This is a genomic window from Emergencia sp. JLR.KK010 (genome assembly GCF_037018265.1).
Classification (GTDB): Bacteria; Bacillota; Clostridia; order Peptostreptococcales; family Anaerovoracaceae; genus Senimuribacter; species Senimuribacter intestinalis.
The window spans coordinates 21,478-44,505 of the sequence record NZ_CP143550.1 but is presented as its reverse complement, the minus strand read 5'-3'; the positions used below and the strand labels follow the sequence as shown (position 1 = coordinate 44,505).

The 23,028-nt window shown below is 44.7% G+C and carries 17 protein-coding genes; 16 read left to right on the top strand and 1 reads right to left on the bottom strand.

Going from position 1 to position 23,028, the window contains the following annotated elements; translation table 11 throughout:
- The first annotated feature begins 3 nt into the window (after window positions 1-3).
- The 15 genes from V1225_RS00170 to V1225_RS00100 all read left to right on the top strand — a co-directional run bounded on the left by V1225_RS00170 (window position 4) and on the right by V1225_RS00100 (window position 19,150).
- The gene (locus tag V1225_RS00170; RefSeq protein WP_160202615.1) at window positions 4-1,473 is read left to right on the top strand and encodes a PLP-dependent aminotransferase family protein; all 1,470 of its coding nucleotides are present in this window, start codon (window positions 4-6) and stop codon (window positions 1,471-1,473) included.
- Window positions 1,474-1,743: 270 nt separating this feature from the next.
- Window positions 1,744-2,739 (top strand): ornithine carbamoyltransferase, encoded by a 996-nt coding sequence (argF, locus tag V1225_RS00165; RefSeq protein ID WP_160202616.1) that lies wholly within the window; start codon window positions 1,744-1,746, stop codon window positions 2,737-2,739.
- A gap of 208 nt (window positions 2,740-2,947) precedes the next feature.
- A complete protein-coding gene (gene arcA / locus V1225_RS00160) occupies window positions 2,948-4,165 on the top strand; it encodes an arginine deiminase (RefSeq protein WP_160202617.1) in 1,218 nt (405 codons plus the stop codon).
- A 64-nt stretch (window positions 4,166-4,229) separates the two neighbouring features.
- Window positions 4,230-5,174: a carbamate kinase gene (gene arcC, locus V1225_RS00155; protein ID WP_251632166.1), complete on the top strand. Its 945-nt coding sequence runs from the start codon at window positions 4,230-4,232 to the stop codon at window positions 5,172-5,174.
- 367 nt (window positions 5,175-5,541) lie between these two features.
- Window positions 5,542-6,696 (top strand): Rpn family recombination-promoting nuclease/putative transposase, encoded by a 1,155-nt coding sequence (locus tag V1225_RS00150; protein ID WP_338547100.1) that lies wholly within the window; start codon window positions 5,542-5,544, stop codon window positions 6,694-6,696.
- A 160-nt stretch (window positions 6,697-6,856) separates the two neighbouring features.
- The gene (locus tag V1225_RS00145) at window positions 6,857-7,618 is read left to right on the top strand and encodes an AAA family ATPase (protein WP_160202620.1); all 762 of its coding nucleotides are present in this window, start codon (window positions 6,857-6,859) and stop codon (window positions 7,616-7,618) included.
- A gap of 2 nt (window positions 7,619-7,620) precedes the next feature.
- Complete coding sequence (locus V1225_RS00140; RefSeq protein WP_161908852.1) at window positions 7,621-8,823, top strand: 2-hydroxyacyl-CoA dehydratase family protein; 1,203 nt, start codon at window positions 7,621-7,623, stop codon at window positions 8,821-8,823.
- Window positions 8,816-10,354: a 2-hydroxyacyl-CoA dehydratase family protein gene (locus V1225_RS00135; RefSeq protein ID WP_160202622.1), complete on the top strand. Its 1,539-nt coding sequence runs from the start codon at window positions 8,816-8,818 to the stop codon at window positions 10,352-10,354. The genes V1225_RS00140 and V1225_RS00135 overlap by 8 nt, the downstream gene beginning before the upstream one ends.
- 463 nt (window positions 10,355-10,817) lie before the next feature.
- Window positions 10,818-11,615 (top strand): acyl-CoA dehydratase activase, encoded by a 798-nt coding sequence (locus V1225_RS00130; RefSeq protein WP_161908851.1) that lies wholly within the window; start codon window positions 10,818-10,820, stop codon window positions 11,613-11,615.
- Window positions 11,609-11,770 carry a hypothetical protein gene (locus V1225_RS00125; protein WP_202620416.1) on the top strand — a complete coding sequence of 54 codons (162 nt, stop codon included), beginning with the start codon at window positions 11,609-11,611 and terminating at the stop codon, window positions 11,768-11,770. The genes V1225_RS00130 and V1225_RS00125 overlap by 7 nt, the downstream gene beginning before the upstream one ends.
- Window positions 11,767-12,489 (top strand): carbon monoxide dehydrogenase, encoded by a 723-nt coding sequence (locus V1225_RS00120; protein ID WP_161908850.1) that lies wholly within the window; start codon window positions 11,767-11,769, stop codon window positions 12,487-12,489. The genes V1225_RS00125 and V1225_RS00120 overlap by 4 nt, the downstream gene beginning before the upstream one ends.
- Before the next feature lie 203 nt (window positions 12,490-12,692).
- Window positions 12,693-13,793, top strand: a complete 1,101-nt coding sequence (carA, locus tag V1225_RS00115; protein WP_338547098.1) for a glutamine-hydrolyzing carbamoyl-phosphate synthase small subunit — start codon at window positions 12,693-12,695, stop codon at window positions 13,791-13,793.
- Window positions 13,793-16,969, top strand: a complete 3,177-nt coding sequence (gene carB, locus V1225_RS00110) for a carbamoyl-phosphate synthase (glutamine-hydrolyzing) large subunit (protein ID WP_338547096.1) — start codon at window positions 13,793-13,795, stop codon at window positions 16,967-16,969. The genes carA and carB overlap by 1 nt, the downstream gene beginning before the upstream one ends.
- Window positions 16,970-17,149: 180 nt before the next feature.
- Window positions 17,150-18,526, top strand: coding sequence for an SLC13 family permease (locus V1225_RS00105; RefSeq protein WP_338547094.1), 1,377 nt, complete (start codon window positions 17,150-17,152; stop codon window positions 18,524-18,526).
- Between the two features lie 24 nt (window positions 18,527-18,550).
- Complete coding sequence (locus V1225_RS00100) at window positions 18,551-19,150, top strand: cytidylate kinase-like family protein (protein ID WP_338547093.1); 600 nt, start codon at window positions 18,551-18,553, stop codon at window positions 19,148-19,150.
- Between the two features lie 44 nt (window positions 19,151-19,194).
- Here the strand turns inward: V1225_RS00100 and V1225_RS00095 are convergent, their stop codons facing one another.
- A complete protein-coding gene (locus V1225_RS00095; protein ID WP_251617140.1) occupies window positions 19,195-20,463 on the bottom strand; it encodes an argininosuccinate synthase in 1,269 nt (422 codons plus the stop codon).
- A gap of 341 nt (window positions 20,464-20,804) precedes the next feature.
- Here V1225_RS00095 and V1225_RS00090 point away from each other — a divergent pair, with 341 nt between their 5' ends.
- Complete coding sequence (locus V1225_RS00090; protein ID WP_251617138.1) at window positions 20,805-22,754, top strand: hypothetical protein; 1,950 nt, start codon at window positions 20,805-20,807, stop codon at window positions 22,752-22,754.
- Window positions 22,755-23,028 lie beyond the last annotated feature (274 nt).

Here is a 23,028-nt window from a genome sequence, read left to right as displayed (position 1 = left end):
TCCATGCAGGTGGTTGTAGATAGGGAGAGCAGAACGCCAATTTACTGGCAGATAGCAGATCAGATTAAGGAAAAGATTATCAGCGGACAAATGCCTGACGGCTTTGTGCTGCCGTCAGAGCGTGCTTTTGCCCAGATGCTGGGAGTACATAGAAATACTATTATTAAAGCCTATACTGCCCTGAAGGATGAAGAAATTGTGGAGTCTGTTCGCGGCGTAGGGTACCGCGTTGCCTATCAAAGTAAAGACTTTTACGAGCCGGATGTTCGTAAAAAGGTTAATTGGAGTGCGGTGATTAAAGATGAATATCAGGATATGGAACGAACCTTTGACGAGATTTTTCAGAGAAGTTCCGATGCAAATAATATTTCTTTTGCCACCGGTTTGCCGCCGGCAGTGTATGATGAGGCGAATCTTGCGGCGGATTTTGCAGCGATTTTAAACGAGCAGGGAGGAAAATCCTCCTTTTTGACGCCTTATCAGGGCGATTTGGAACTGCGGCAAAGGGTGATCTCTTATCTGCGTACCAAAGGTATTAAGGCTGGGCTTAATCAGGTTCAGATTTTGTCGGAAACCAATCAGGCGCTGGACTTTATTGTAACTGCTATGCTGAAAGAGGGTGACAGGGTTATTGTGGAGGAGCCGGTATCGCCTGATGTTTATCGGGTGATCAAGCTGGCAGGCTGCAAGGCAGTTACAGTGCCGGTGGATCAGGACGGTATTGTCTGCGATCACTTGGAAGCGCTCATTGAAACCCATAGACCGAAGTTTATCTATGTCAATTCCAGTTATCATGATCCGACCGGAAACATTTTGTCGGTAGAGCGAAGAAAAAAGCTGCTGGAGATTTCTAATCGGTATAGACTGCCTATCGTAGAGGAGGACGCTGCGTCAGAGTTAGCCTTTGAAGATGATGTCATGCCGACGCTGAAAGCTATGGATAGGAGTGAAAATGTAATTTACATTTACTCTTTCTCCCTGACCTTTATTCCTGGACTTTCCATGGCATTTGTCGTGGCGCCGGAAAAGCTGATTAAGAGTCTAAGTTATTTGGTGTCCATTCGCGTAATGACCTTGGACTGGATTACCCAGAAGCTGCTTGCCAAGTACATTACCAGTGGAAAATTTTATGAAAATGCAAGGCGCATTACAGAACTGAACCGGGAGAAGCGGGATTTGATGTGCGGATTCTTAGATCGGCTGGTGCCTCTGGGGCTTTCTTATGAAAAACCGCGGGGCGGTGTATATGTGTGGTGTCATCTGCCGGAAGGTGTAGACGGCAAAGAGGTTGCGGCTGTCTGTACGCGTTGCGGGATTTCTATCGTGCCTGGAGACATTTTTTATCCTAACAAAAATGGCGGCAGAGACTGCATACGCCTTAATTACTCTTTTGAAACCAAGGCACGAATCAAGCTAGGAATGGAGAATTTGATTGAGATTATTACAAACCTTGCGCAGAGGACTTCCTTATAACTGATATTTTTTGATTTTGCGATAAAGCGTCGCCAGACTGATATTTGAGCTGGCGGCGCTTTCTTACGTATAATAACAATGCTTGATTGTTTGTAAACGGTTCAATCACGGGGTTGGTTGATTTTAGTAGTTTTTGGAATATACTGGTACTTTAAAAAATAAAAGTGCTGGTACTTTAATTTTTTGACAAATATAGTATCATTTTTAGTAAAGAGAGTTAAACTATCTGATATGAACGATTTTTAACGAAATGAAAAGGAGAACACACCAATGGCAGTAAACTTAAAAGGAAGAAGTTTCTTAACACTTATGGATTTCACACCAGAAGAAATCAGATACATGCTTGACCTGGCACATGACCTGAAGGCAAAGAAAAGAGCGGGTATCTGCAATCAGATTTTGAAAGGCAAGAACATTGTTCTGCTGTTTGAGAAAACTTCCACAAGAACCAGATGCGCATTTGAAGTGGCAGCAATGGATGAAGGCGCTGGCGTTACATTCCTGGATTCCAGTTCCTCCCAGATGGGCAAGAAAGAAACCATGGAAGACACTGCAAAAGTATTAGGCAGATTCTACGATGGTATTGAATACAGAGGCTTTGACCAGGAAGTTGTAGAAGGACTTGCAAAATATGCTGGCGTACCTGTATGGAACGGTCTGACCGACGTTGACCACCCGACTCAGATTCTGGCAGACCTTTTGACTATCGAAGAACATTGCGCTAAACCGCTGAACAGAGTTAAAGTTGTATTCAGTGGCGACGTTAGAAACAACATGTCCTACGCTTGGATGTACGGCTGTGCTAAGATGGGTATGCACTTTGTTGCTTACGGACCGGACGAGCTGGCAAAAGAACTGAAACAGGATGTTATCGCAGAAGTACAGGAAGTTGCAAAGAAAACTGGTGCAACTATCGAAGTATCATCTGATCCGGCTTGCTTGAAAGGCGCAGATGTCATCTATGCTGACGTATGGGCTTCCATGGGCGAAGAAGCAGAAATTCCAGAAAGAGTTAGACTGCTGACTCCGTTCAAGGTAACAGAAGAATTAATGGCAGCAACCGAAAATCCGGATTGCCTGTTCATGCACTGCCTGCCTTCCTTCCATGACTTTGAAACAAAGATGGCAAAGACCCAGATGGAAGCTGGTTACGACATCCGCGAAGTCACCGACGAAGTATTCAGAAGCAAGAACTCCGTGGTATTTGACGAAGCAGAAAACAGAATGCATACGATTAAGGCTGTTATCGTTGCTACAATCGGCTAATCTTTTTGCCCAGACTTTGCTTAGCTAGGCAAAATGGACAGCGTAGGGATACGTTATCCTTGTGGCTCTGTTCTGCTTCAAGGAGCGGAATCTTTATAAGACAATAAATCTTGCTGCCGCGGGTCTTTTCCGGCTTGCGGCAGTTTTATTCCTGAGGGATGCCGAATCTTTTGGTTTGGCTCATAAGAAAATTTTGGGGGAAAGAATTATGAAACCAGGAATTCACAACTATTCTGAAATAGGAAAATTAAACAAAGTACTTCTTCATAGAATTGGAGAAGAAGTAGAAGGTCTTGTTCCCGACAACTTTGAAAGACTGTTATTTGATGACATTCCTTTCTTAAAAGTTGCACAGCAGGAACACGATAGATTTGCGGAGGTTCTCAGAGAAAACGGCGTAGAAGTTGTTTATTATGTGGACGAAACTGCAAAGGCGCTGAAAGACCCTGCGGTCAAGGCAGAGTTTTTGAACAAATTTTTAGACGAAAGTCACTTGAATTCCATGGGCGTCAGAGAGGCGATTTACGATTATCTGATTAACATGGATGAGAAATCCATGGTGGCAAAGCTGATTGCGGGCGTGAAGAGAGACGAAATCGATGTACAGACTAAGTCTTTAGCAGATTTTATTTCTTCTTCATATCCGTTCTATATGGAACCGATGCCGAATCTGTACTTTACAAGAGATCCGGGCGCATGTGTCGGAAATGGTATCAATATCCACCATATGAGCACGCTAACCAGAAGAAGAGAAGCATTGCTTCTGAAGTACATGTTCCTGCACAATAAAGATTTTGCGCCAGAAGGCTCTCAGATATGGTACGACTATGACCACGAGTATTCCATCGAAGGCGGAGATGTGCTGGTTCTTAATTCAGAAACCGTTGCAATTGGACTTTCTGAAAGAACGACAGCGCCGGCGATCGAAAGATTTGCAGAAAACATGCTGAATAAATCTACGTTCAAGAGAGTATTAGTATTTGATATTCCAAAGAGAAGAGCGTTCATGCATCTGGACACTGTATTTACTATGGTTGACTATGACAAGTTTACCATTCATCCAGAAATCGAAGGACCTCTGCAGCTCTTTGAAATCACATTAGGTAAAGACGGAAAAGCTAACTTCAAATCCGTTACAGATTCCTTAGACCACATTCTGGGCAAAGTGCTGAATCTGCCTGCAGTTGATCTGATTCGCTGCGGCGGAAACGATATGATGGCTGCACAGAGAGAGCAGTGGAACGACGGTTCCAATACCCTTTGCATTGCGCCGGGCACAGTTGTTACTTACGAGAGAAACTATGTAACCAACGATCTGCTCGATAAAAAGGGCGTAAAAGTACTGACAATTCCAAGTGCGGAATTATCCAGAGGCAGAGGGGGTCCAAGATGTATGTCTTGCCCTGTAAACAGAGATGACCTGTAATGCTTAGCGTATTGACAGGCACACAGAGTGTAGAACAAAATTAGAGTATTAGGAGAATTACAATATGGCAGAGAAAATTGTGATCGCCTTAGGCGGAAATGCTTTGCAGTCCGGAAAGAGCGAAGCGACAGCTGAAGCACAGCTTGAAGTTGTTAAGAAAACTTGTGAATATATTGCAGATATCAGCTGCAAAGGTTATGAAATCGGTCTGGTTCACGGAAACGGACCGCAGGTCGGCAGAATTTTGCTGGCTTCTGAGACAGCAAAAGATGTTACCCCAGCAATGCCGTTTGATGTTTGCGGCGCTATGTCCCAGGGTTACATCGGATATCATCTGCAGCAGGCGCTGAAATATGCACTGAGCAAAAAAGGCAGAAATCTTCCTGTTCTGACTGTTGCAACACAGATGGTTGTGGAAAAGAGCGATAAAGCATTCCAGAACCCGACAAAACCAATCGGTCCGTTCTATTCAGAAGCAGAAGCAAAAGCTTTAGAGACAGAAAAAGGATACACAATGAAGGAAGATGCAGGCAGAGGCTTCAGAAGAGTTGTAGCTTCCCCGCTTCCTAGAAAAATCGTTGAAATCGACGCAGTTAAGAAACTATGGGATACTTCCATTGTAATTTCCTGCGGCGGAGGAGGAATCCCTGTAGTAGAAAATGCTGACGGTTCTATGGAAGGTGTGGCAGCTGTAATCGATAAGGATTTTGCAGCAGAACTTCTGGCTGAACAGGTTGAGGCTGATGTACTGATGATTCTGACCGAGGTAGAAAAAGTTGCAATCAACTTTAATAAACCGGATCAGAAGAATTTGGATAACCTGAATCTGGAAGACGCAGTTAAATACATCGAAGAAGGACAGTTTGCACCTGGAAGCATGCTGCCGAAGGTAGAAGCTGCGATGAAGTTTGTCAGAGCATATCCGAACAAGAAAGCTATCATCACTTCTCTTGATAAGGCTATTGACGCATTAGAAGGTAAAACTGGTACAGTTATTACTTTCGCATAAACAAAATAGATATACTGACAGAAAGCACCCGTATGGAGACTAAATCTCTATGCGGGTGTTTTCATGATTTGATTTTGGAAAATAAAAGAAGAATCAAGAGATTAAGGGATAATAAACCATTTTTGGGAGTTGCTAAAGGGGAAGTTTTATGCTAAAATAGGATAGAGGTAAAAAAGAATTTGCAATCTAAACAGTCATATTGGCTGTTTTTTCTTTTTGCCTCTTTTTTGTTGATAACATATGAGGGAGGTATTAGACATGAAGAAACAATCACTATTTGAAAATAAACGAAGAGGATTTTTTAATCTATATGACGACTGCCTTTTCGCCCCAGCTTTAGCTGGATAGGCGAAACGGACAGCGTAGGTTGCGAAGCAACCGGAGGAGTGAGCGCAGCGAACGTTGGGTATTTCATTATATTTTCTCCAGGGATGCGGAGGAAAATAAGCAGGCACTGATTGCAATTATCAACGTGATATTGGGACGAGAGGCAGATCCGATAGAGTCTATTCAGATTATGAACCCATACATTTACGGGGAGAAACCCTATATGAAGGGTGCGGTTTTGGACATTAAGGCGCAAACCAGTCTGGGAGAGCTGTTGGATATTGAAATGCAGAATGGAAACTTGGAATTCTATGCTGACCGTTCTGTTTTTTACTGTGGAAAATTAATTAACTTATCATTGGAAAAAGGGGAAGACTATGATAAAATGAAAAAAAGTATTGTAATTTCAATTGTGAAGGGGAATGTGCTCCCGCAAACGAAGAAATTACATAGTACCTTTTACTTTTTGGAGAGTGAGGAACATTTTAGGCTGTCGGAGACTGCAGAGATTCACTTTGTGGAGCTTGAGAAAGTGGATGTGCATAAGTCGATAGAGGAAATGGATCCTTTGGAGCGTTTGGCAGCGTACATGCTTTTTGCAGGAGATCGGACGCAGGAGATGTATGTGCAGGATTTAATAGAGCGAGGAGGGGAGGCTGTTACGATGGCGGAAAGATTGTTTAAAGAATTAACAGAGGATCAGATAGCCTTTGAGATGCGGGAACAGCAGATTAAGACAGAGCATGCTTTAGCAACCCTGCGATTTGTAGAGGAAAAGCGTAAGGCGGAGTTGGCTCAGAAGGAAGCCGACATGCAGAAAAAGGAAGCCGGCATGCAGAAAAAGGAAGCTGATGTGCAGAAGAAGGAAGCTGATGTGCAGAAGAAGGAAGCTGATGTGCAGAAGAAGGAAGCTGATGTGCAGAAGAAGGAAGCTGATGTACAGAAGAAAGAAGCTGAAGTTGAATCCCGACAGGATGAATTAGACATTCAACAACGGGCACTGGACATTCAACAGAAGGAATTAGATGTTCAGCAGCAGGAATTGGACATTAAACAGCAGGCGTTGAGCGTGCAACAGGAGCAGCTGCATGCGCAGCGGAGAAGTATTGCGATTACACTAAAAAAGGCAGGAATTGATGTTGCGCAAATTTCGATTTTAACAGGCCTAAGTATAGAAGAGGTCTCTTCATTATGAAGAATAATGAAGCGCATAAAAGAACTGAAAATCCAAGCGGATCAAAATGATGTTCGTAAGGGAATTTCAGTTCTTTTTCTTTCTCTGATTTCCAAGGAATCTTTGACCTTTCTGTATCCACTGTGCTATACTGATAAGAGTAACAAAAGGAGGCAAATCTATGAAACATCAACCGAAAATCATTGCAGTAGCAGGAAAAGGTGGGGTTGGAAAGACCTCTGTTGCAGCGGCGATGATTAAAGTTTTAACAAAAAAATATCCAGACAAACGGATTCTTGCTATCGATGCAGATCCGGCAGTGGGTCTGGCAACGGCTCTTGGAATCCAGCCAGAAAAAACCATCGACGATATTCGTATAGAGGTGGTGGAAACTGTGGAAGACGGGCAGACCAAAGCGGCAATTGAACTGCTGGGGGAAGCCAGATATAAAATCTTTGAAACATTGACCGAAAAGGATGGATTTGCTTTTATCGCAGTGGGAAGACCCGAATCGGCGGGATGCTACTGCAAAATTAATACATATTTGAAAGATGTGATAACCTTGCTGTCAGAGGAGTTCGACTATATCGTCATCGATGGCGAAGCGGGTATTGAGCAGATTAACAGGAGAGTGATGGAAAAAGTAACGCATCTGCTTCTCATCACCGATCCAAGCCGGAAAGGCATTCAGGTCATACAGACTATCAAGTCCGTAGCAGAGCGCCTAGTTATGTATGAAGAAGTTGGTGTTATCATCAACAGAATTTTGTCTGAGGAAAGCAAGCGAGCTATCCACATAGATGAGTTACCTGTTCTGGCAGAGATTATGGCAGATGGAAAACTCAGCCAGTTTGATCTGGCGGGAGAGAACGTATTCTATCTGCCAGATGATACGGAAATTGTAAAAGGCGCTGCCAGAGCATTGCAGCAGATAGGAGTATAGACTTGAAGGACCTGAAACATCTATTTTATTTTGAAAAACTGTTAGAGGAAAGTCATAATGATTTGGTGCGTGAGGCACAAAGCCGAGGAGATATCGCTATCGGCAGCGTCTGCGCATTGATTCCGGAGGTGCTGCTCAATTTGCCGGGGACTTTTGCTGTGCGGCTTCGTGCGCCTAGGACTGGGTCCATTGAAATGGGTACCTACTATATGACTAGTTTACTTTGCGAAGGGTGCAGAGCCTATTTGGAAAGAGCTTTAGAAGGCGGCTATGAGTTTCTCGACTGCATGCTGACCCCGGACGCTTGCGCACAGATGAATCGGTGCGTAGAAAACATTGAAAAACAGGGGCTTTGCAGCAAGGAACATTTCTTTGTCACCTATGCAGATGTGCCTATGAAAGCAGATGAAACTGCTCTGAAACACTATGTAAAACAAATGCGTCTTCGGGTGCTTGCTCCGCTTCACGAAGCTTTTGACATTGACGTATCTGACGCTGCGCTGTTTCAGGCGGTAAAGGCACAAAACCAGATAAATGAGTTGATTCGCAAAATTGGTGATTTTAGAAAGTCAGAAAATCCGGTTATCACCGGCTATGAGTTTGCGGTGCTGTGCCTTGCTACTTATTGCTGTCCTCATGATCTTTTGGTTGAAAAGCTGACGGAAACCTTGGAAGAATTGAACAGCAGGGAGCCTGACGAGAAGTCTCCGTACCGCGTGCGAGTCGTTATGGCTGGCTCTGAAATCGACGACCCGGCGCTAATTAAACTGGCGGAGGAAGCCGGCGCTTATGTGGCGGCGGATCGTTTTTGCTTTGGCTCTCTTCCGGGCAGAGAGGAAATTGTGATTGAACCTGAAGAAGATCCACTGACAAGTATTTGCAGGCATTACATGGAGCACGGGCAGTGTCCTCGCTACATGAACACCGATAAAATTCGCGAGAGAAAAACTTATATAGATGCACTGGCGAAGGAGTACAACGCGGACGGTATTATTTACCAGTATATGAAGTTTTGTGATTACTGGGGCTACGAGCAGGCTGCAGCGACCCACATCATGCGTAAGGACTATGGATATCCTGTACTTTCCATCGACCACCCTTATGTTGTAGGACAAAGCGGGCAGCTGCGCACCCGCATACAGGCATTTGTGGAAAGTATAGAAATTAAGAAACTGGCAGGTCAAAAGGAGACGAAACATGAGTAAAGAAGCAGGCGGCAGGAAGCTAGGCAGTTTGTATGACGGAAAAAAAGCGAGAAAACGCAGAGAGTGGCGTGGCTTTAAAGACACTTGGTACGCCTATACACAATGGCTGAAAATCTGGAAAGTTCTCATTAAGTTTGCGGCAAAACCAAGAAACATTAAAGGCTTTTTCCGTTATCGCTGGATGCTCAATTTTTTGGCGGTGCCGGATTTTTTTGACAGACATACAGAAGGCATGCGAGATGTGCAGCTTCGAATGGCACACACCGGTCTGGGACTGATTGTAACTGATATGTGTGAAATGGTAGAGACGATTTTTAAGGCGGACCCGCGTATCGGCAACGACAAAGCACTCAGCGACCGCATTGTTATCTTTGATGAAAATATGATGAGTGAGATTATGAATGGATTTCCCAATCTGCGGTGGCTGTCGGTAGAAGTTCCATCTATTTATACCAGCGCCATGATGAATCAGACCGGCGTATCTCACTATATCGACGTAACCAGCAGATTCGGTATTCCGGGAGACGTATGTCCTATGCCGGCGGCGGAGCTTGGGCTTGCCATCGACGACGATTTTCCTCTTATTGGCAAATGCGCGGTACAGTGCAACACCACTTGCGACGGCAGCGCTATGGGAAACGGGATTGAAGCCATGCGCTTTAATATTCCGACTTTCCAGCTGGCAGTACCCATTCGCCATACCCAGGAAAGTGTGCAGGATTATGCGGCAGATGAGATTAAAAACTGTATTCGCTTTATAGAGGAAAATACCGGCGAAACCTTTGACTGGAACGCATTCTTTGCTTCTATGAAAACCTTTAACGCAGAGAGCGAGCTGACAAAGGAATGGCTGGAAATGTCCAGAACACCGTATCCGCAGGTCATTGGAGACAATCTTGCTCTTTATCGCTACGGTGTGTATCAGGCTGCAGGCGGGCGGAATATGGAATTCCTGGAAACTGACCGCAAAATCACCGCCTTGGCGCAGGAGGGTTATGCGAAAAAACTGCCTGTGGCAAAGGAAGTCAGACATAGAGCTATTACTTGGGGTGTACAGGCGGCATATTATACAGCTTTTCCGATTTGGCTGCAGAACTGCTGGGGGATTGCGGCTCTGGCAGATATGCTCAGTCTGGTTTCTATGGAGCCGATTGATACCGAAGACCCGGAAAAAGCCATTTATGATCTGGCACATCTTTACGAAAACATGATTATGCGCAACCGCTCTAACGGCGGTTATGAAGTGGGCGTCGAGGCCCTTTGGCGCTACTGCGAATATTTTAACTGTGATATGGTTATTATGTATGCGCATATGGGCTGCAAAGCCATGAGCGGGTATCACGGCATTTTTGAAGAGGAAGCCCGCAAGCGCGGCATTCATCTGATTTGGGTGACCCATGGGCTGATGAAACCGGAGGACGCATCCCGGCAGGACATGCGGACAGAAGTCAATCGCTATATGCGTACCGTGCTTCGTGAAGAACCAGTAGACCCAACCCTTGAGGAGTTCGACGACGCAAAGTGCTGGTAATGGAGTTGTCCCAATTTCCGAAGGAAATTGATGGAAACTCCTTATGCTTTGGGAGACCTAACTCAATAAGCGAAGCGAATTGTAGTAGGTCCCCTGTCAGGAGTGCAGTGCTTTAGCACGTGGCACTCTACGACTAGTTCCCACGAGCAGAGCGAGTGGCAAGACGCTAGTCGTATAATGGAGTTCACCTGCTCCAAAACTTGTTTTGGTAAAGCAGACCTTATGCTTTGGGAGACCTAACTCAATAAGCGAAGCGAATTGTAGTAGGGCCCCTGTCAGGAGTGCAGTGCTTTAGCACGTGGCACTCTACGACTAGTTCCCACGAGCAGAGCGAGTGGCAAGACGCTAGTCGTATAATGGAGCCCGCCCAATTTCCGCTTGGTGAGTGATGGGAGCTAATAGAAACAAATAAAAACAGTGAAAACAAAACTGTGAAATAACTTAATACAAACGGAGGAAGACGATGAAATATTTTGGCGGCTGTGATGCCGGAAGTACATATACAAAATGCGTGATTCTAGATGAGACTGCAAAAATTGTAGCATCCGTGATTCTAAAAAGCAGAATTAATCCGGTTCTCAGTGCGCAGGATGCGCTGGCTGCTGCGCTGGAACAAATTCCCGAACTGAAAAATGCGGAGGATTTAACCTATTTAGTAGGCACCGGCTATGGCAGAAATAAAGTGCCGTTCGCAGACGAAAACATTTCTGAAATAAGCTGCCATGCCATGGGGGTTCATGCAGCGGCGCCGGACGTGCGCGCGATTATTGATATTGGAGGCCAGGATGTAAAGGGCATCGCCGTTGATACTGATGGAACTGTACTGAATTTTGCAATGAATGATAAATGTGCAGCGGGGACCGGAAGGTTTTTTGAAACGATGGCGAACGCCTTTGAGATGAGCCTGCCGGAGTTTTCAAAACTGTCGCTGGGCGTAAAGAACGCAATTCCAATCACGGCGCAGTGTGCGGTCTTTGCGGAGAGTGAGGTAATCTCCCTTGTAGGAGAAGGAAAGCCCATGGAAGAAATTGCAGCAGGCATTCAGATGTCTGTGGCTAAACGGTGTTTTGTTATGGCAAAGAAAGCCGGCGTGACTGACAGCATAACTTTAACCGGCGGCTGTGCAAAAAATGAAGGTTTGAAAGCTGCGATTCAAAAAGTTCTGAAGGTAGAAGTTGTCGATTTATCGGTAGATCCGCAGCTGATGGGAGCACTTGGCGCAGCGGAATTTGCAAGGCAGAAAGGAATGGCAAAATGTTAAAAATTGTACTCATGATAGCCTGTATTTTGGCAGTGCTTTTTGTGCTGAGCCTAGTTGTGTTCTTTTTCAATTTAGATATGAAGATGGCAGCGAAGATGGGAACTCTTCTAAATGGACATTATGACAGAATCAAACGGGACAGGATGGACGGATGATGAAACTCTACGATGCATTGATTGAGGAGGTTTTATCTTTGACTGGGCAGGCGCAGGTGCAGTCCTGCAGCGGAAAAGCCTGGCAGCAGACAGATGACTTTGAGATGGTGATGAAAAAGGATATGGCATATGAGTTGGGCGGCGGCAGCTTGCCGGCGGTCAGCGGGCTTTTCTTTACCTCGGATGAAAGTTTGGTCCCCGAAGACGAGGTGCTGCTTTTTGGTCCAGACCTTCCGCAGCTTGAAACGGATTCATCCTATGCAAGAATTACCCTTTTAAAAGTTGAAGAAAACAGCTTTGCAGGAGAAGATGAGGCTTATGAACAATTGCGTAAGATAGAGTATACAAGGTATCATGTTTTTCCCAGGGGCTATATGATGAGGATTTCTGCTGCAGGTATGCGCGAGCCTGTTCGCATTGCAAAAAAAGCCCTGCGGGAAGGGATGACTTTTGAGAAAGTAGGGCGCTTATTCATAGAGGGATACCATACCCATCCGAAGGTAGAATGCGTCACGATTTTATTCATTACCCAGCCGGATTTTCCCTACGAAAAGTTGGCGATGCTGGCTAAAAAAGGGGAAGAAATCACAGCTTCTCTGCACCGGATTTTCGACAATCTGGTGATGGATTGCAGGGCGTGCAGTCTGAAGCCAGTCTGCGATGAGGTGGAGGGATTGCGCAGTTTACATTTTCAGGCAGCGGGTGTAGCAATGAAATAATATGATTATGAGAAAAGTAATAAAACTTGTGCGATAGAATGTAAGTTTGTGTTCTGCTGCACAAGTTTTTTACTTCGATTGTACTGAAAAAAATCCCAAAACAGCTATTGCATAAATATAAATTTACTGGTATAATCTTCCGTTAGAACGTAATAGAAAACAGCAAGAAACGCAGAATCACTTACAAAGTACAAGGAGGGCAGATGAAAGGACTTATTTATCTAGAAGACGGCAGCATATATAAGGGAAAAGGTTTTGGTGCCAGCACTACCAACGTGGGAGAACTGGTCTTTAACACAGCGATGACCGGGTATCAGAAAACATTGACCGACCCTTCCTATAGTGGACAGATGATTACCATGACCTATCCGCTTTTGGGAAACTACGGGATTAACGATGAAGACTATGAGTCAGAAAAAATTCATGCACTGGGCGCAATATGCCAGGATTTATGTATGAAACCCAGCAACCATCACAGCGTAAAGACCATTGACCAGTGGTTTTGCGAGCAGGGTGTTCCAGGTGTTTACGGCGTAGACACTAGAGAAATTACGAGAAAGCTCAGAAAGACCGGCAGCCAGAAGTGTGTTATTACCACAGAAGATATTCCCCTCAGTGAAATTAAAAAACTTGCAGAAGAGACAGAACTTTCGACAGACCAGATGAAAACTGCTGGCGTGCAGGAGATACAGACAATAAAAACGCCGGGAAGTGACTTCCACGTAGCAGTGCTGGATTTGGGCGTGAAGCGGAGTATTCTCAAAGAACTGGCAGACCGAGGCTGCAGTATGACCATCTACCCTTACGGTACCAAAGCAAAGACTATTTTGGAGGCAAAGCCTGACGGCGTTTTTCTGACCAATGGCCCAGGGGACCCTGCATCGGCAACGGAAGCGGTAGCCGTTATCGAGAAGCTTATAACCAACAGTAATTATGGCGCGGATTTAATGCCGATTTTCGGTATCTGCATGGGACATCAGCTGATCGCCCTTGCCTGCGGCGGCAGCACCTACAAAATGCAGTACGGACATCGTGGCTGCAATCACGGCGTCTTCGATAAAAATATTGGAAGAAGTTATATCACCAGCCAGAATCACGGCTACGCAGTGCAGCCGCAAAGTATTGTTCTAAAAGGGCTGGAAGCGACCCATCTGAATTTGAATGACGGAAGTGTGGAAGGGATGGCACATCTGTCAAAACCAGTTTTTTCTGTACAGTTTCATCCTGAATCAAATCCAGGTCCAAACGATACTGGATACTTATTCGATCAGTTCATCGACTTAATGAAAGGGGGAAGACTGTAATGCCTAGAGATTTTACCTTAAAGAAAGTTTTAATTATCGGTTCCGGCCCGATTATTATTGGACAGGCTGCGGAATTTGACTATGCAGGTACGCAGGCGTGTAAAGCTATCAGCGAAGAAGGCATTGAGACTATTCTCATCAACAGCAATCCAGCGACCATTATGACCGATCAGGGAATTGCAGATAAAGTTTATCTGGAGCCGATTACAGAAGAAGCTGTGGAACAGATTCTTGCAAAAGAGCGCCCGGATGGCGTGCTGGCAGGGTTTGGCGGACAGACTGGACTAAACCTTGCTATGGCGCTGGACGAAAAAGGTGTCTTTGAGAAATACGGTGTTAGACTTCTTGGCGTCAATAAAGAGTCCATCCATAAAGCCGAAGACAGGGAGGCATTTAAAGCGCTGATGCTGCAGACAGGACATCCCATTCCGCCGAGCACTATCGCAACAAGCCTGGAAGAATGTAAGGCCTTTGTTGAAGAAATTGGATATCCTGTTATCATCCGTCCTGCATATACGCTTGGCGGCACAGGCGGCGGCATTGCCCACAACGATGAAGAACTGGAACATTTCTGCCAGTTGGGTATGGAGAAAAGTGCTATCGGGCAGATTTTGCTGGAAAAGTCTGTAGCAGGCTGGAAAGAAGTAGAATACGAGGTAATCAGGGACGGCAAGAATAATTGCATCATTATCTGCAGTATGGAAAACTTGGATCCTGTGGGCGTGCATACGGGAGACAGCATCGTCGTAGCGCCGACCCAGACACTGACCGACGGGCAGTATCAGATGCTGCGGGACGCATCGCTGTCTATCATCAGAAAGCTGGAAATCGAAGGCGGCTGTAATGTACAGTTTGCGCTGAATCCGGACAAGGATGAATACATCGTCATTGAAGTGAATCCGCGCGTCAGTCGTTCGTCCGCACTTGCATCTAAAGCGGCAGGATATCCTATCGCCAAAATTGCTGCAAAGATTGCCATCGGCTACAGTCTTGATGAACTGAAAAACTACGTGACAGAAGGCTCAAGCGCCTGCTTTGAGCCGGCGCTTGACTACTGTGTTGTAAAATTCCCAAAGTGGCCTTTTGATAAGTTCCGCACTGCCTCCAGAAAACTGGGGACGCAGATGAAAGCCACTGGTGAAATCATGGCAATTGACAGAAACTTTGAGAGTGCCCTCTTAAAAGCAATCGCCTCTTTAGAAACCGAAGGAACCGGTCTGCGGGTGCCGTACGTAACTGGACTTTCTGACAGCCGCCTTATGGAAAAATTGCTTGCCTGCGATGATGAGCGTATATTTTGTATCGCAGAAGCATTCCGGCGCGGACTTGCCGGCGTAGAAGAGATTTTTGAAATGACACAAATTGACCGCTGGTTCCTTTATAAAATTGAGGGCATCGTGTTGATGGAAAAAACGCTGCAGAGCGAAGAAATTACGGCAGATTTAGTCAGAGAGGCAGAACAGCGCGGCTTTACAGACGACGAGATTCTGGGACTGACCGGTATGGAAAGAGAGGTCCTTCAGGATATCAGATTGTATCACGATATTTACCCAGTTTACAAGGTGGTCGATACCTGCGCAGGAGAATTTGACGCAGTCACGCCGTACTATTATTCCAGCTATGGCGGGGAAAATGAAAGCGTAAAGAGTACCCATGAAAAAATTCTGGTTGTCGGCTCCGGTCCCATTCGGATCGGTCAGGGCATTGAATTTGACTACTGCTGTGTGCAAGGCGTGCGGGCTTTGAAGGAGCTGGGATATGAGTCCATTATCATTAACAATAATCCGGAGACGGTCAGCACGGATTTTGATACAGCAGACAAGCTGTATTTTGAACCGCTTCATACAGACGATGTGATGAACGTGATTAAGCAGGAGAGACCGGAAGGTGTGATTCTGCAGTTTGGCGGGCAGACTTCCCTAAATCTTGCATCCAAACTGGCTGCAAGAAGTATTAAAATTTTGGGCACGCAGAATAAATATATCGACCTGGCGGAAGATAGAGAGAAGTTCTCTAGTCTTTTGGATCTGTTAGATATTGCAGCGCCAAAAGGCTGTGCGGTGCGCAACCAGGAGGAAGCCTTTGAGGCGGTAGAACGTCTGGGTTATCCTCTCGTCGTGCGTCCGTCTTTTGTGATCGGTGGCAGAGCCATGCAGGTAGTCTATTCCGATGAGGAACTGCGGAAATATCTGAAGGAGGCGGTAAAACTTTCCCACGAGCATCCTGTCCTCATCGACAAATATGTTGAGGGCAAGGAAATTGAGGTAGATGCAGTAGCTGACGGAGAGGATGTCCTGATTCCGGGCATTATGGAACATATCGAAAGAACCGGCGTCCATTCTGGAGACAGCTGTACGGTATATCCGACTTACTCGCTGCCGGAGGAAGTGCTGCAGGAACTGCTTTTCGCTACAAAACGCATCTGCTGGGCGCTGCATATCGTTGGACTTGTCAATATTCAGTATGTCTGGGACGGCGAACGGATTTATGTTATCGAAGTAAATCCGCGTGCGTCAAGAACGGTGCCGATTCTCAGCAAAGTGACAAAGGTGCCGATGGTAAAACTGGCAGTAGCCGTCATGACTGGCAGCAAGCTGGTTGATCTTGGCTATGGCACAGGTATACACCCTGCACAAAATTACTATGCTGTAAAAGTACCGGTATTCTCCGATGCGAAATTGACCGATGTAGATGTGGCAGTGGGACCTGAGATGAAGTCTACCGGTGAAGTATTGGGTATCGATACCGACCTGGATAAAGCCATCTATAAAGGGTTTCTGGGAACAGGAACTCAGATTCCAACAGAAGGCGGCGTGTTCGTTTCTCTCAAAGACCATGACAAAACAGAGGAAAGCGCAGCGGTGATAAAGGGCTACATGGACATGGGATTTGTTCTATACGCCTCTGCAGGAACGGCAGCATTTTTGAAGGAATATGGAATAAAGGCGGCAGTTATCGATTACCGCGATGTGATCCCTAAAATTTCTGAAGATATTCACATTGTTATTAATACGCCGAAAGCCATCAATAAGATTGGCGCAGATACATTTCCAATTAGGCGTGCAGCGATTGAGCACGGCTTGCCGGTGCTGACCTGTATGGATACAGCATGGGCATTTGCAAAAGCAGTGAAACAGAAACAAGAAGGCGCACAGCTGACGTACGAGGCGCTGTAATTGATAAAAATAAGCATGAGAGGCTGTATCATTTTGAAACAGCCTCTTTGTTTATGGTCAATTTTCTGAAAAGAACATTGAAAAAATTGCGGAAAAATGGCATAATAATAAAATATAACATAATACTAGAGAAAGGAATATGCGTAAACCGCGCGACATAGAAGCAGCGCGGCGCATGAAATGAAAATGGAGATATTGGCACCGATTTTGGCGGTATTGATTTTTGTGGGCATGTTTGTCATGATTGTCCTGGAAAAATTTGAACGTCATTACATTACGTTAGTTAGCGGCGCACTGGTTTTAGTACTGGTTTTTGGTCTTTGTATGCGGGATATGGACGCTGTGCTGCAAACCCTGAGTCTGGATAGCCTGTTTGAGTCGGGTTTCTGGATTGGAGAAGGCGAAGAAGGCTCTATGGGAATCAACTGGGCAACGATCATTTTTATTACAGGAATGATGGTTATGGTAGAAGGTCTTGGAGAAGCAGGATTCTTCCACTGGCTTTGTCTGCTTCTTGCCAGAATGGTCAACTATCGTGTGACACCGCTTTTAATTTGTTTTATGTGCATTTCTGCAGGACTTGCCATGTTTATCGACAGCATTACCGTAGTACTTTTTTTAGCTGCAGTGACTGTGGATTTGGGAAAACTTCTCAAATTTAATCCAATTCCTATGGTGATTGCAGAAATTTTCTGTGCTAACCTGGGAGGCGCAGCAACCATGAGCGGAGACCCACCGAATATTATTATAGGAACAGCTTTAGGCTATACTTTTACTGACTTTGCCAGAAATACAGGGCTGATTGTAGCAATCTGTTTTGTTGTTATCGTGGCCTACTTCCTTCTCATATTCAGAAAGGAACTGAAAGCAACCGATTCTATGGATAGAAGCGGTTTATCCTGTCCGGAGCCGGCAACAGCAATTCACAACAAAAAACTGTTTATCTATGCAGTGGTTATTTTCATTGGCGCTATTGTTCTTCTGGTGACCCATGCCCAGACTGGTCTTACTGTTGCCACAATCGGCGTCATTATGGCGGTGGTTACGATACTTGGAATGATCGTGCTGGAAGATAAGAAAAAGACTGTTGAAGTGCTGAAAAAAGTAGACTATAAGACGCTGCTTTTTTTCATCGGACTATTTGTTTCTGTAGGAGGATTAGAGGAAACAGGCATACTGGAACTGATGGCGCAGGGCATTATGAATATCTGTCAAGGCAATATCAAGCTGATTTTACTGGTCATTCTGCTGCTGTCAGCTGTGTGCAGCGCACTAGTGGACAATATTCCGTTTGCAGCAACTATGATTCCGGTGATCAAGTCTATCTCTGCGGCGCAGGGTATCAATCTGTCTATGCTGGCATGGACGTTGGCACTGGGGACCGACTTTGGCGGTAATGCAACACCAATTGGCGCTTCTGCTAATGTGGTAGGAACCTCTATCGCAGCCAAGGAAGGACACCCGATTGGATGGGGCACCTATTGTAAGTACTGCGTACCGGGCACGATTTTAATTATCGGAATATCTCTGTTGTGTCTGTACGCAAGATATGTATAGAGATAAAACAGAAAGGAAATTCCAATGAAAAAACAACTGATTATTACGATTGGAAGAGAAAGCGGAAGCGGCGGACATGAAGTTGCAAAGCAGCTGTCAGAAGCGTTTCGCATTCCGTTTTACGATAAAGAAAAAATCCAGCAGCTTGTCGCCAAGGAAACCGGTTACGAGTTGGAACTGGTAAAGAAGATGGATGAAAAACCTGTAAGTAGACTGTTTTCCAGAAGATTTGATGATTTTTCCACATCCGTGCCCGAACATGTGGCTAGAAAAACCTTTGAAATCGTGCAGACCATGGCGAAAGAAGGGAAATCCTTTGTTCTTGTGGGCCGCTGCGGAGAATATATCCTCCGGGATAATCCTAACATGGTCAGCTTTTTTATCAACGGCAAAAAAGAAGCGAAAATAAAAAGACTGATAGAGACGGAAGGCTGTGACGCCCATGAAGCAGCCGGTCTGATGAAACAGCGCGACGCAGTCAGAAAGACATATCATAACTATTATTGTGATACTAAGTGGGGAGATTCCCGGGGATATAATCTGGTGATTAACTCCTCCGTCCTGGAACTTGAGAAGAGCGTAAAAGTGCTGACAAATTTTGTAGAAGAGTTCATGGAAGGATAAAAGTAAGGCTGCCATGCCGGCAGCCTTAAATTTTTTTGAGGATATTATTCTACGAAAGAACCGCCCTTAAAGATCTTTTTGCCCAGTTCTTTTTGTGCTTCAGGAACGCCCTCCAGGTTTTGCTTCTGGATTGCTCTGATTTTCAGCGGCAGAGAGAATAGGTTGATAAAGCCTTCTGCATCGCTCTGATTGTACACTTCATCTTCGCTAAATGTTGCGAACTCTTCGTTGTATAAGGAATATGGAGATTTACTTGCAACAGGCCAAGCGGTGCCCTTGTAAAGTTTCATCCTTACCGTACCGGTTACCAGCTTTTGTGTTTCGTCTACAAATGCGGAAATGGCTTCACGGAGCGGTGTAAACCAAAGACCGTCGTAAACCAGCTGCGCAAATTTCTGAGAGACAATGTTGCGGTACTGCAGGGTATCTCTGTCTAAAATGAGTTTTTCCAGGTCTTTATGCGCTGCGAATAAAATGGTGCCGCCCGGCGTTTCGTATACGCCTCTGGATTTCATGCCGACCAGACGGTTTTCGATGATATCAATGGTCCCGACGCCGTTCTCGCTGCCTAATTTATTTAACTCGGTTAAAAGCTCAATTGGACCCATTTTCTTTCCATCTATAGCAACAGGGATGCCTTTTTCAAAATCAATTTCTACATAAGTCGGAGTGTCAGGTGCGTCCTCTGGCGTCTTTGAAAGTACGTGGATGTCAGGCTTATGCTCGTTCCATGGGTTTTCCAGATTGCCGCCTTCGTGACTAATGTGCCAGATGTTTTCGTCTCTGGAATAAATTTTTTCTACAGTCTGTGCAATCGGAATGTTGTGCTGATGCGCATATTCAATACACTGTTCACGAGACTGTAGATCCCAGATTCGCCAAGGTGCGATGATTTTGATAGCAGGATTCAGTGCATGAATAGTGGACTCAAAACGAACCTGGTCGTTACCTTTTCCGGTACAGCCGTGGGCAATGGTAAAAGCACCTTCAGCTTCAGCGATTTCTACCAGTTTCTTCGCCTGCAGCGGTCTTGCCATGGAAGTACCCAGCAGATAGTCGTTTTCATAGATTGCGTCTGCTTTTAAAGTTGGATAGATAAAGTCGGTAATGAATTCTTCCTGAATATCTAATATGTAGGCTTTGTCTGCGCCAGTAGCGTAGGCTTTCTTTTCAATTGCATCGAAGTCTTCCTTCTGCCCGGTGTTGCAGCAGACTGCGATAACTTCGCAGTTATAGTTCTCTTTTAACCATGCGATGATGATGGATGTGTCCAGACCGCCGGAATAGGCAAGGACGATTTTTTCTTTTGCCATAGTGTGTTCCTCCGAATATGTAAATATTTATAATCGTGAATAAAAATTAATCAGTGCATGTAATATACCACACCTGCCTGAATAAATCAAGGTTTTTTGTATTAAAATAATAAAATGTGTAAAAAAATACATTCTGATATACAAAATAGGATCGTAAAGCGCTTTTTGTAAAAAATCGGAAGACCCTACAAAAATATAACAAAAATCTAACCTCCTATGGCTATAATGTGAAATATAAAATGAGAAAAGTACTTGCGGATAAAGTATAGGGCAGGTACAATAATATTAAACAAGAAAGACCTTTGTAGAACATTAAGTAAATCATTAAGGAGGAAAAAGAAATGAAAAAACTATTAACTTCACTGTTATGCGTAGTGATGGTAATGGCGTTCATGCCGGCAATGGCTTTTGCTGCTGAAGAAGTTGCAGCATCTTTACCGGCAGCAGAAAATGGTGTCATCACTCTGGAAAGTGACGTTGTACTGAGTGAGACAGCGACTTTTAGCAAAAACGTAACGATCAACGGCAATGGTTATACCATCAGTCCGGCTAGAGACGGACAATTTACCGGCGCAAACCTGATTGCAGTTACTGGCGGCACTGCAACTCTCAATAATGTGAGAGTGGATGCAGTTGGCGCTTGCAGAGCGGTTCTGGTAAAAGCAGGTAAACTGGTTGTTGATGGAAACTCCTATATCACTGGAGGTAAAGCAAGCAGCTATGCCCATGGTGTATATGTAACTGGAAAAGCTGAATTTGAACTGAAGAGCGGTACGATTTCCGGCAACACTGGAACAAATGTTAACGCAGATTACTACGATGAATACAGCAAAGATTTATGGATTGGCGCTAATGCAAAAGCAGATATTTCCGGTGGTGCTGTAGGTTATGTATTTGTAAATGCAAACGGCTACTCTGGTCAGAACAAAGGCGGTCTGACTGTTTCCGGCGGTTCTGTCACTAACCTGTACGCAGAAACTGCTGATGGATATGATGCTGACTGCATCGTAAATGGCGGAACAGTTGAAAATGCTATGGTAAGTTCTGCAGCAAATTTGCAGTCCTTGGTAAATGCAACAGGTATTAAGACAATTCAGCTGAGAACTGATATGGATGTAAATCTGGTAATTCCGGCTGAAGCAGACTTTACACTTGATTTAAACGGCAAGACTCTTAATGGCGGAACAGTAAAAGGCAAAGCAACAATTACTAACTATGGTAAAGTTGTAATCAACGGAAACGGAACTATTAAGCGTGAGGACAACAACACCTCTGGATATTATACGATTAATAACCATGGAACCATGTCCATTAATAGCGGAACTGTAATCAACAACTCCAACAACTCTTCTTTGATTAGAAATGCTGGTCTGGCTTCCGATAAGGACAAGAATGTAACACTGAATATCAACGGTGGAACGATTGAACAGAAAGAGTTTAACGCAGTAAAGAATGATGACTATGGCAAACTGAATATCAATGGTGGAACAATCACCAGCGAACACTATGCCGTACAGAACTGGAGCAACGCAACTATTCAAGGTGCAACCATCAACGGCGGTGTTTATACTGGTGCATGGGACGATACTATCGGAGCAGGAGATACTGCTATCAGCACAGGTACAACTGTTAAGGGTGATGTTGTAACTGAAGTTTTCGGCAGCGGTGTAACAGGTAAACCGGAAGTACGCATTTATGCTGGTACAATTGAAGGAAAACTGAATGTTACAGAACAGTCTGATGTAAGAGTTTACGGTGGTAAATTCGCTGATAAAAATGCAGCTGAATACATTGTAGGTAATCGTGAGATGGATGCAGATGGTAATGTTGTAGCTAAACAGCCTGAAACTCCGGTAACTCCAAATCCAGGTCCAGTTGGTCCTTCAGAGCCGGTAAATCCTGATACACCGGAACCACCGGTTGACATTGAAGATCCTGATACTCCGCTAGGACCTCTTCCTGACGAAGAAGTAGCCGCAGCAGTAAAAAGTGCAAAGATAAAGACTACTTCCAAGTTGGTTACTGTAAAAGGCAAGAAAGCAATCAAACTCTCCTGGAAGGGTGCTGAGGACTTAGAGTTAGATGGATATGAAGTATTCAGATCTGTTAAGAAGAATTCCGGATACGGAAAAGTTAAGTATTTTGGACCTACTTCCAAAACCACTTACACTAACACTAAGGAACTGAAAAAAGGCAAGACCTACTATTACAAAGTAAGAGGTTACAAGATGGTTGGAGGCCAGAAAGTTTACACTGCATGGTCAACAAAAGCTTGGAGAACTGTTAAATAGTTTCTGGCAAATAGAATGAAAATAATTTAAGTGATAAATGAACGAAGAAGCTGTCTCAAAGTAAAATGAGACAGCTTCTTTTCGCTTTTGGGTCAGCAGCCTCTTTAAGCGGTTAATCTAATAGAAAAAGAATCGAGATATGCCCATAATTTGCCCCGCGCCAATTTTGGGCTTGATTTCTGTATACATGGCGCGGACCTATGAGGAAGTGCCATGTAGAAAAGTTTTTTTAGAAAAAATGGCGGCGGCAGAAAGGAATGCAGACAGATAGCCG

Coding starts and splice junctions, on each gene's coding strand:
- V1225_RS00170 (WP_160202615.1), top strand. CDS start 4: ATGCAGGTGGTTGTAGATAGGGAGAGCAGAACGCCAATTTACTGGCAG.
- argF (WP_160202616.1), top strand. CDS start 1,744: ATGGCAGTAAACTTAAAAGGAAGAAGTTTCTTAACACTTATGGATTTC.
- arcA (WP_160202617.1), top strand. CDS start 2,948: ATGAAACCAGGAATTCACAACTATTCTGAAATAGGAAAATTAAACAAA.
- arcC (WP_251632166.1), top strand. CDS start 4,230: ATGGCAGAGAAAATTGTGATCGCCTTAGGCGGAAATGCTTTGCAGTCC.
- V1225_RS00145 (WP_160202620.1), top strand. CDS start 6,857: ATGAAACATCAACCGAAAATCATTGCAGTAGCAGGAAAAGGTGGGGTT.
- V1225_RS00135 (WP_160202622.1), top strand. CDS start 8,816: ATGAGTAAAGAAGCAGGCGGCAGGAAGCTAGGCAGTTTGTATGACGGA.
- V1225_RS00130 (WP_161908851.1), top strand. CDS start 10,818: ATGAAATATTTTGGCGGCTGTGATGCCGGAAGTACATATACAAAATGC.
- V1225_RS00125 (WP_202620416.1), top strand. CDS start 11,609: ATGTTAAAAATTGTACTCATGATAGCCTGTATTTTGGCAGTGCTTTTT.
- V1225_RS00120 (WP_161908850.1), top strand. CDS start 11,767: ATGATGAAACTCTACGATGCATTGATTGAGGAGGTTTTATCTTTGACT.
- carA (WP_338547098.1), top strand. CDS start 12,693: ATGAAAGGACTTATTTATCTAGAAGACGGCAGCATATATAAGGGAAAA.
- carB (WP_338547096.1), top strand. CDS start 13,793: ATGCCTAGAGATTTTACCTTAAAGAAAGTTTTAATTATCGGTTCCGGC.
- V1225_RS00105 (WP_338547094.1), top strand. CDS start 17,150: ATGAAAATGGAGATATTGGCACCGATTTTGGCGGTATTGATTTTTGTG.
- V1225_RS00100 (WP_338547093.1), top strand. CDS start 18,551: ATGAAAAAACAACTGATTATTACGATTGGAAGAGAAAGCGGAAGCGGC.
- V1225_RS00095 (WP_251617140.1), bottom strand. CDS start 20,463: ATGGCAAAAGAAAAAATCGTCCTTGCCTATTCCGGCGGTCTGGACACA.
- V1225_RS00090 (WP_251617138.1), top strand. CDS start 20,805: ATGAAAAAACTATTAACTTCACTGTTATGCGTAGTGATGGTAATGGCG.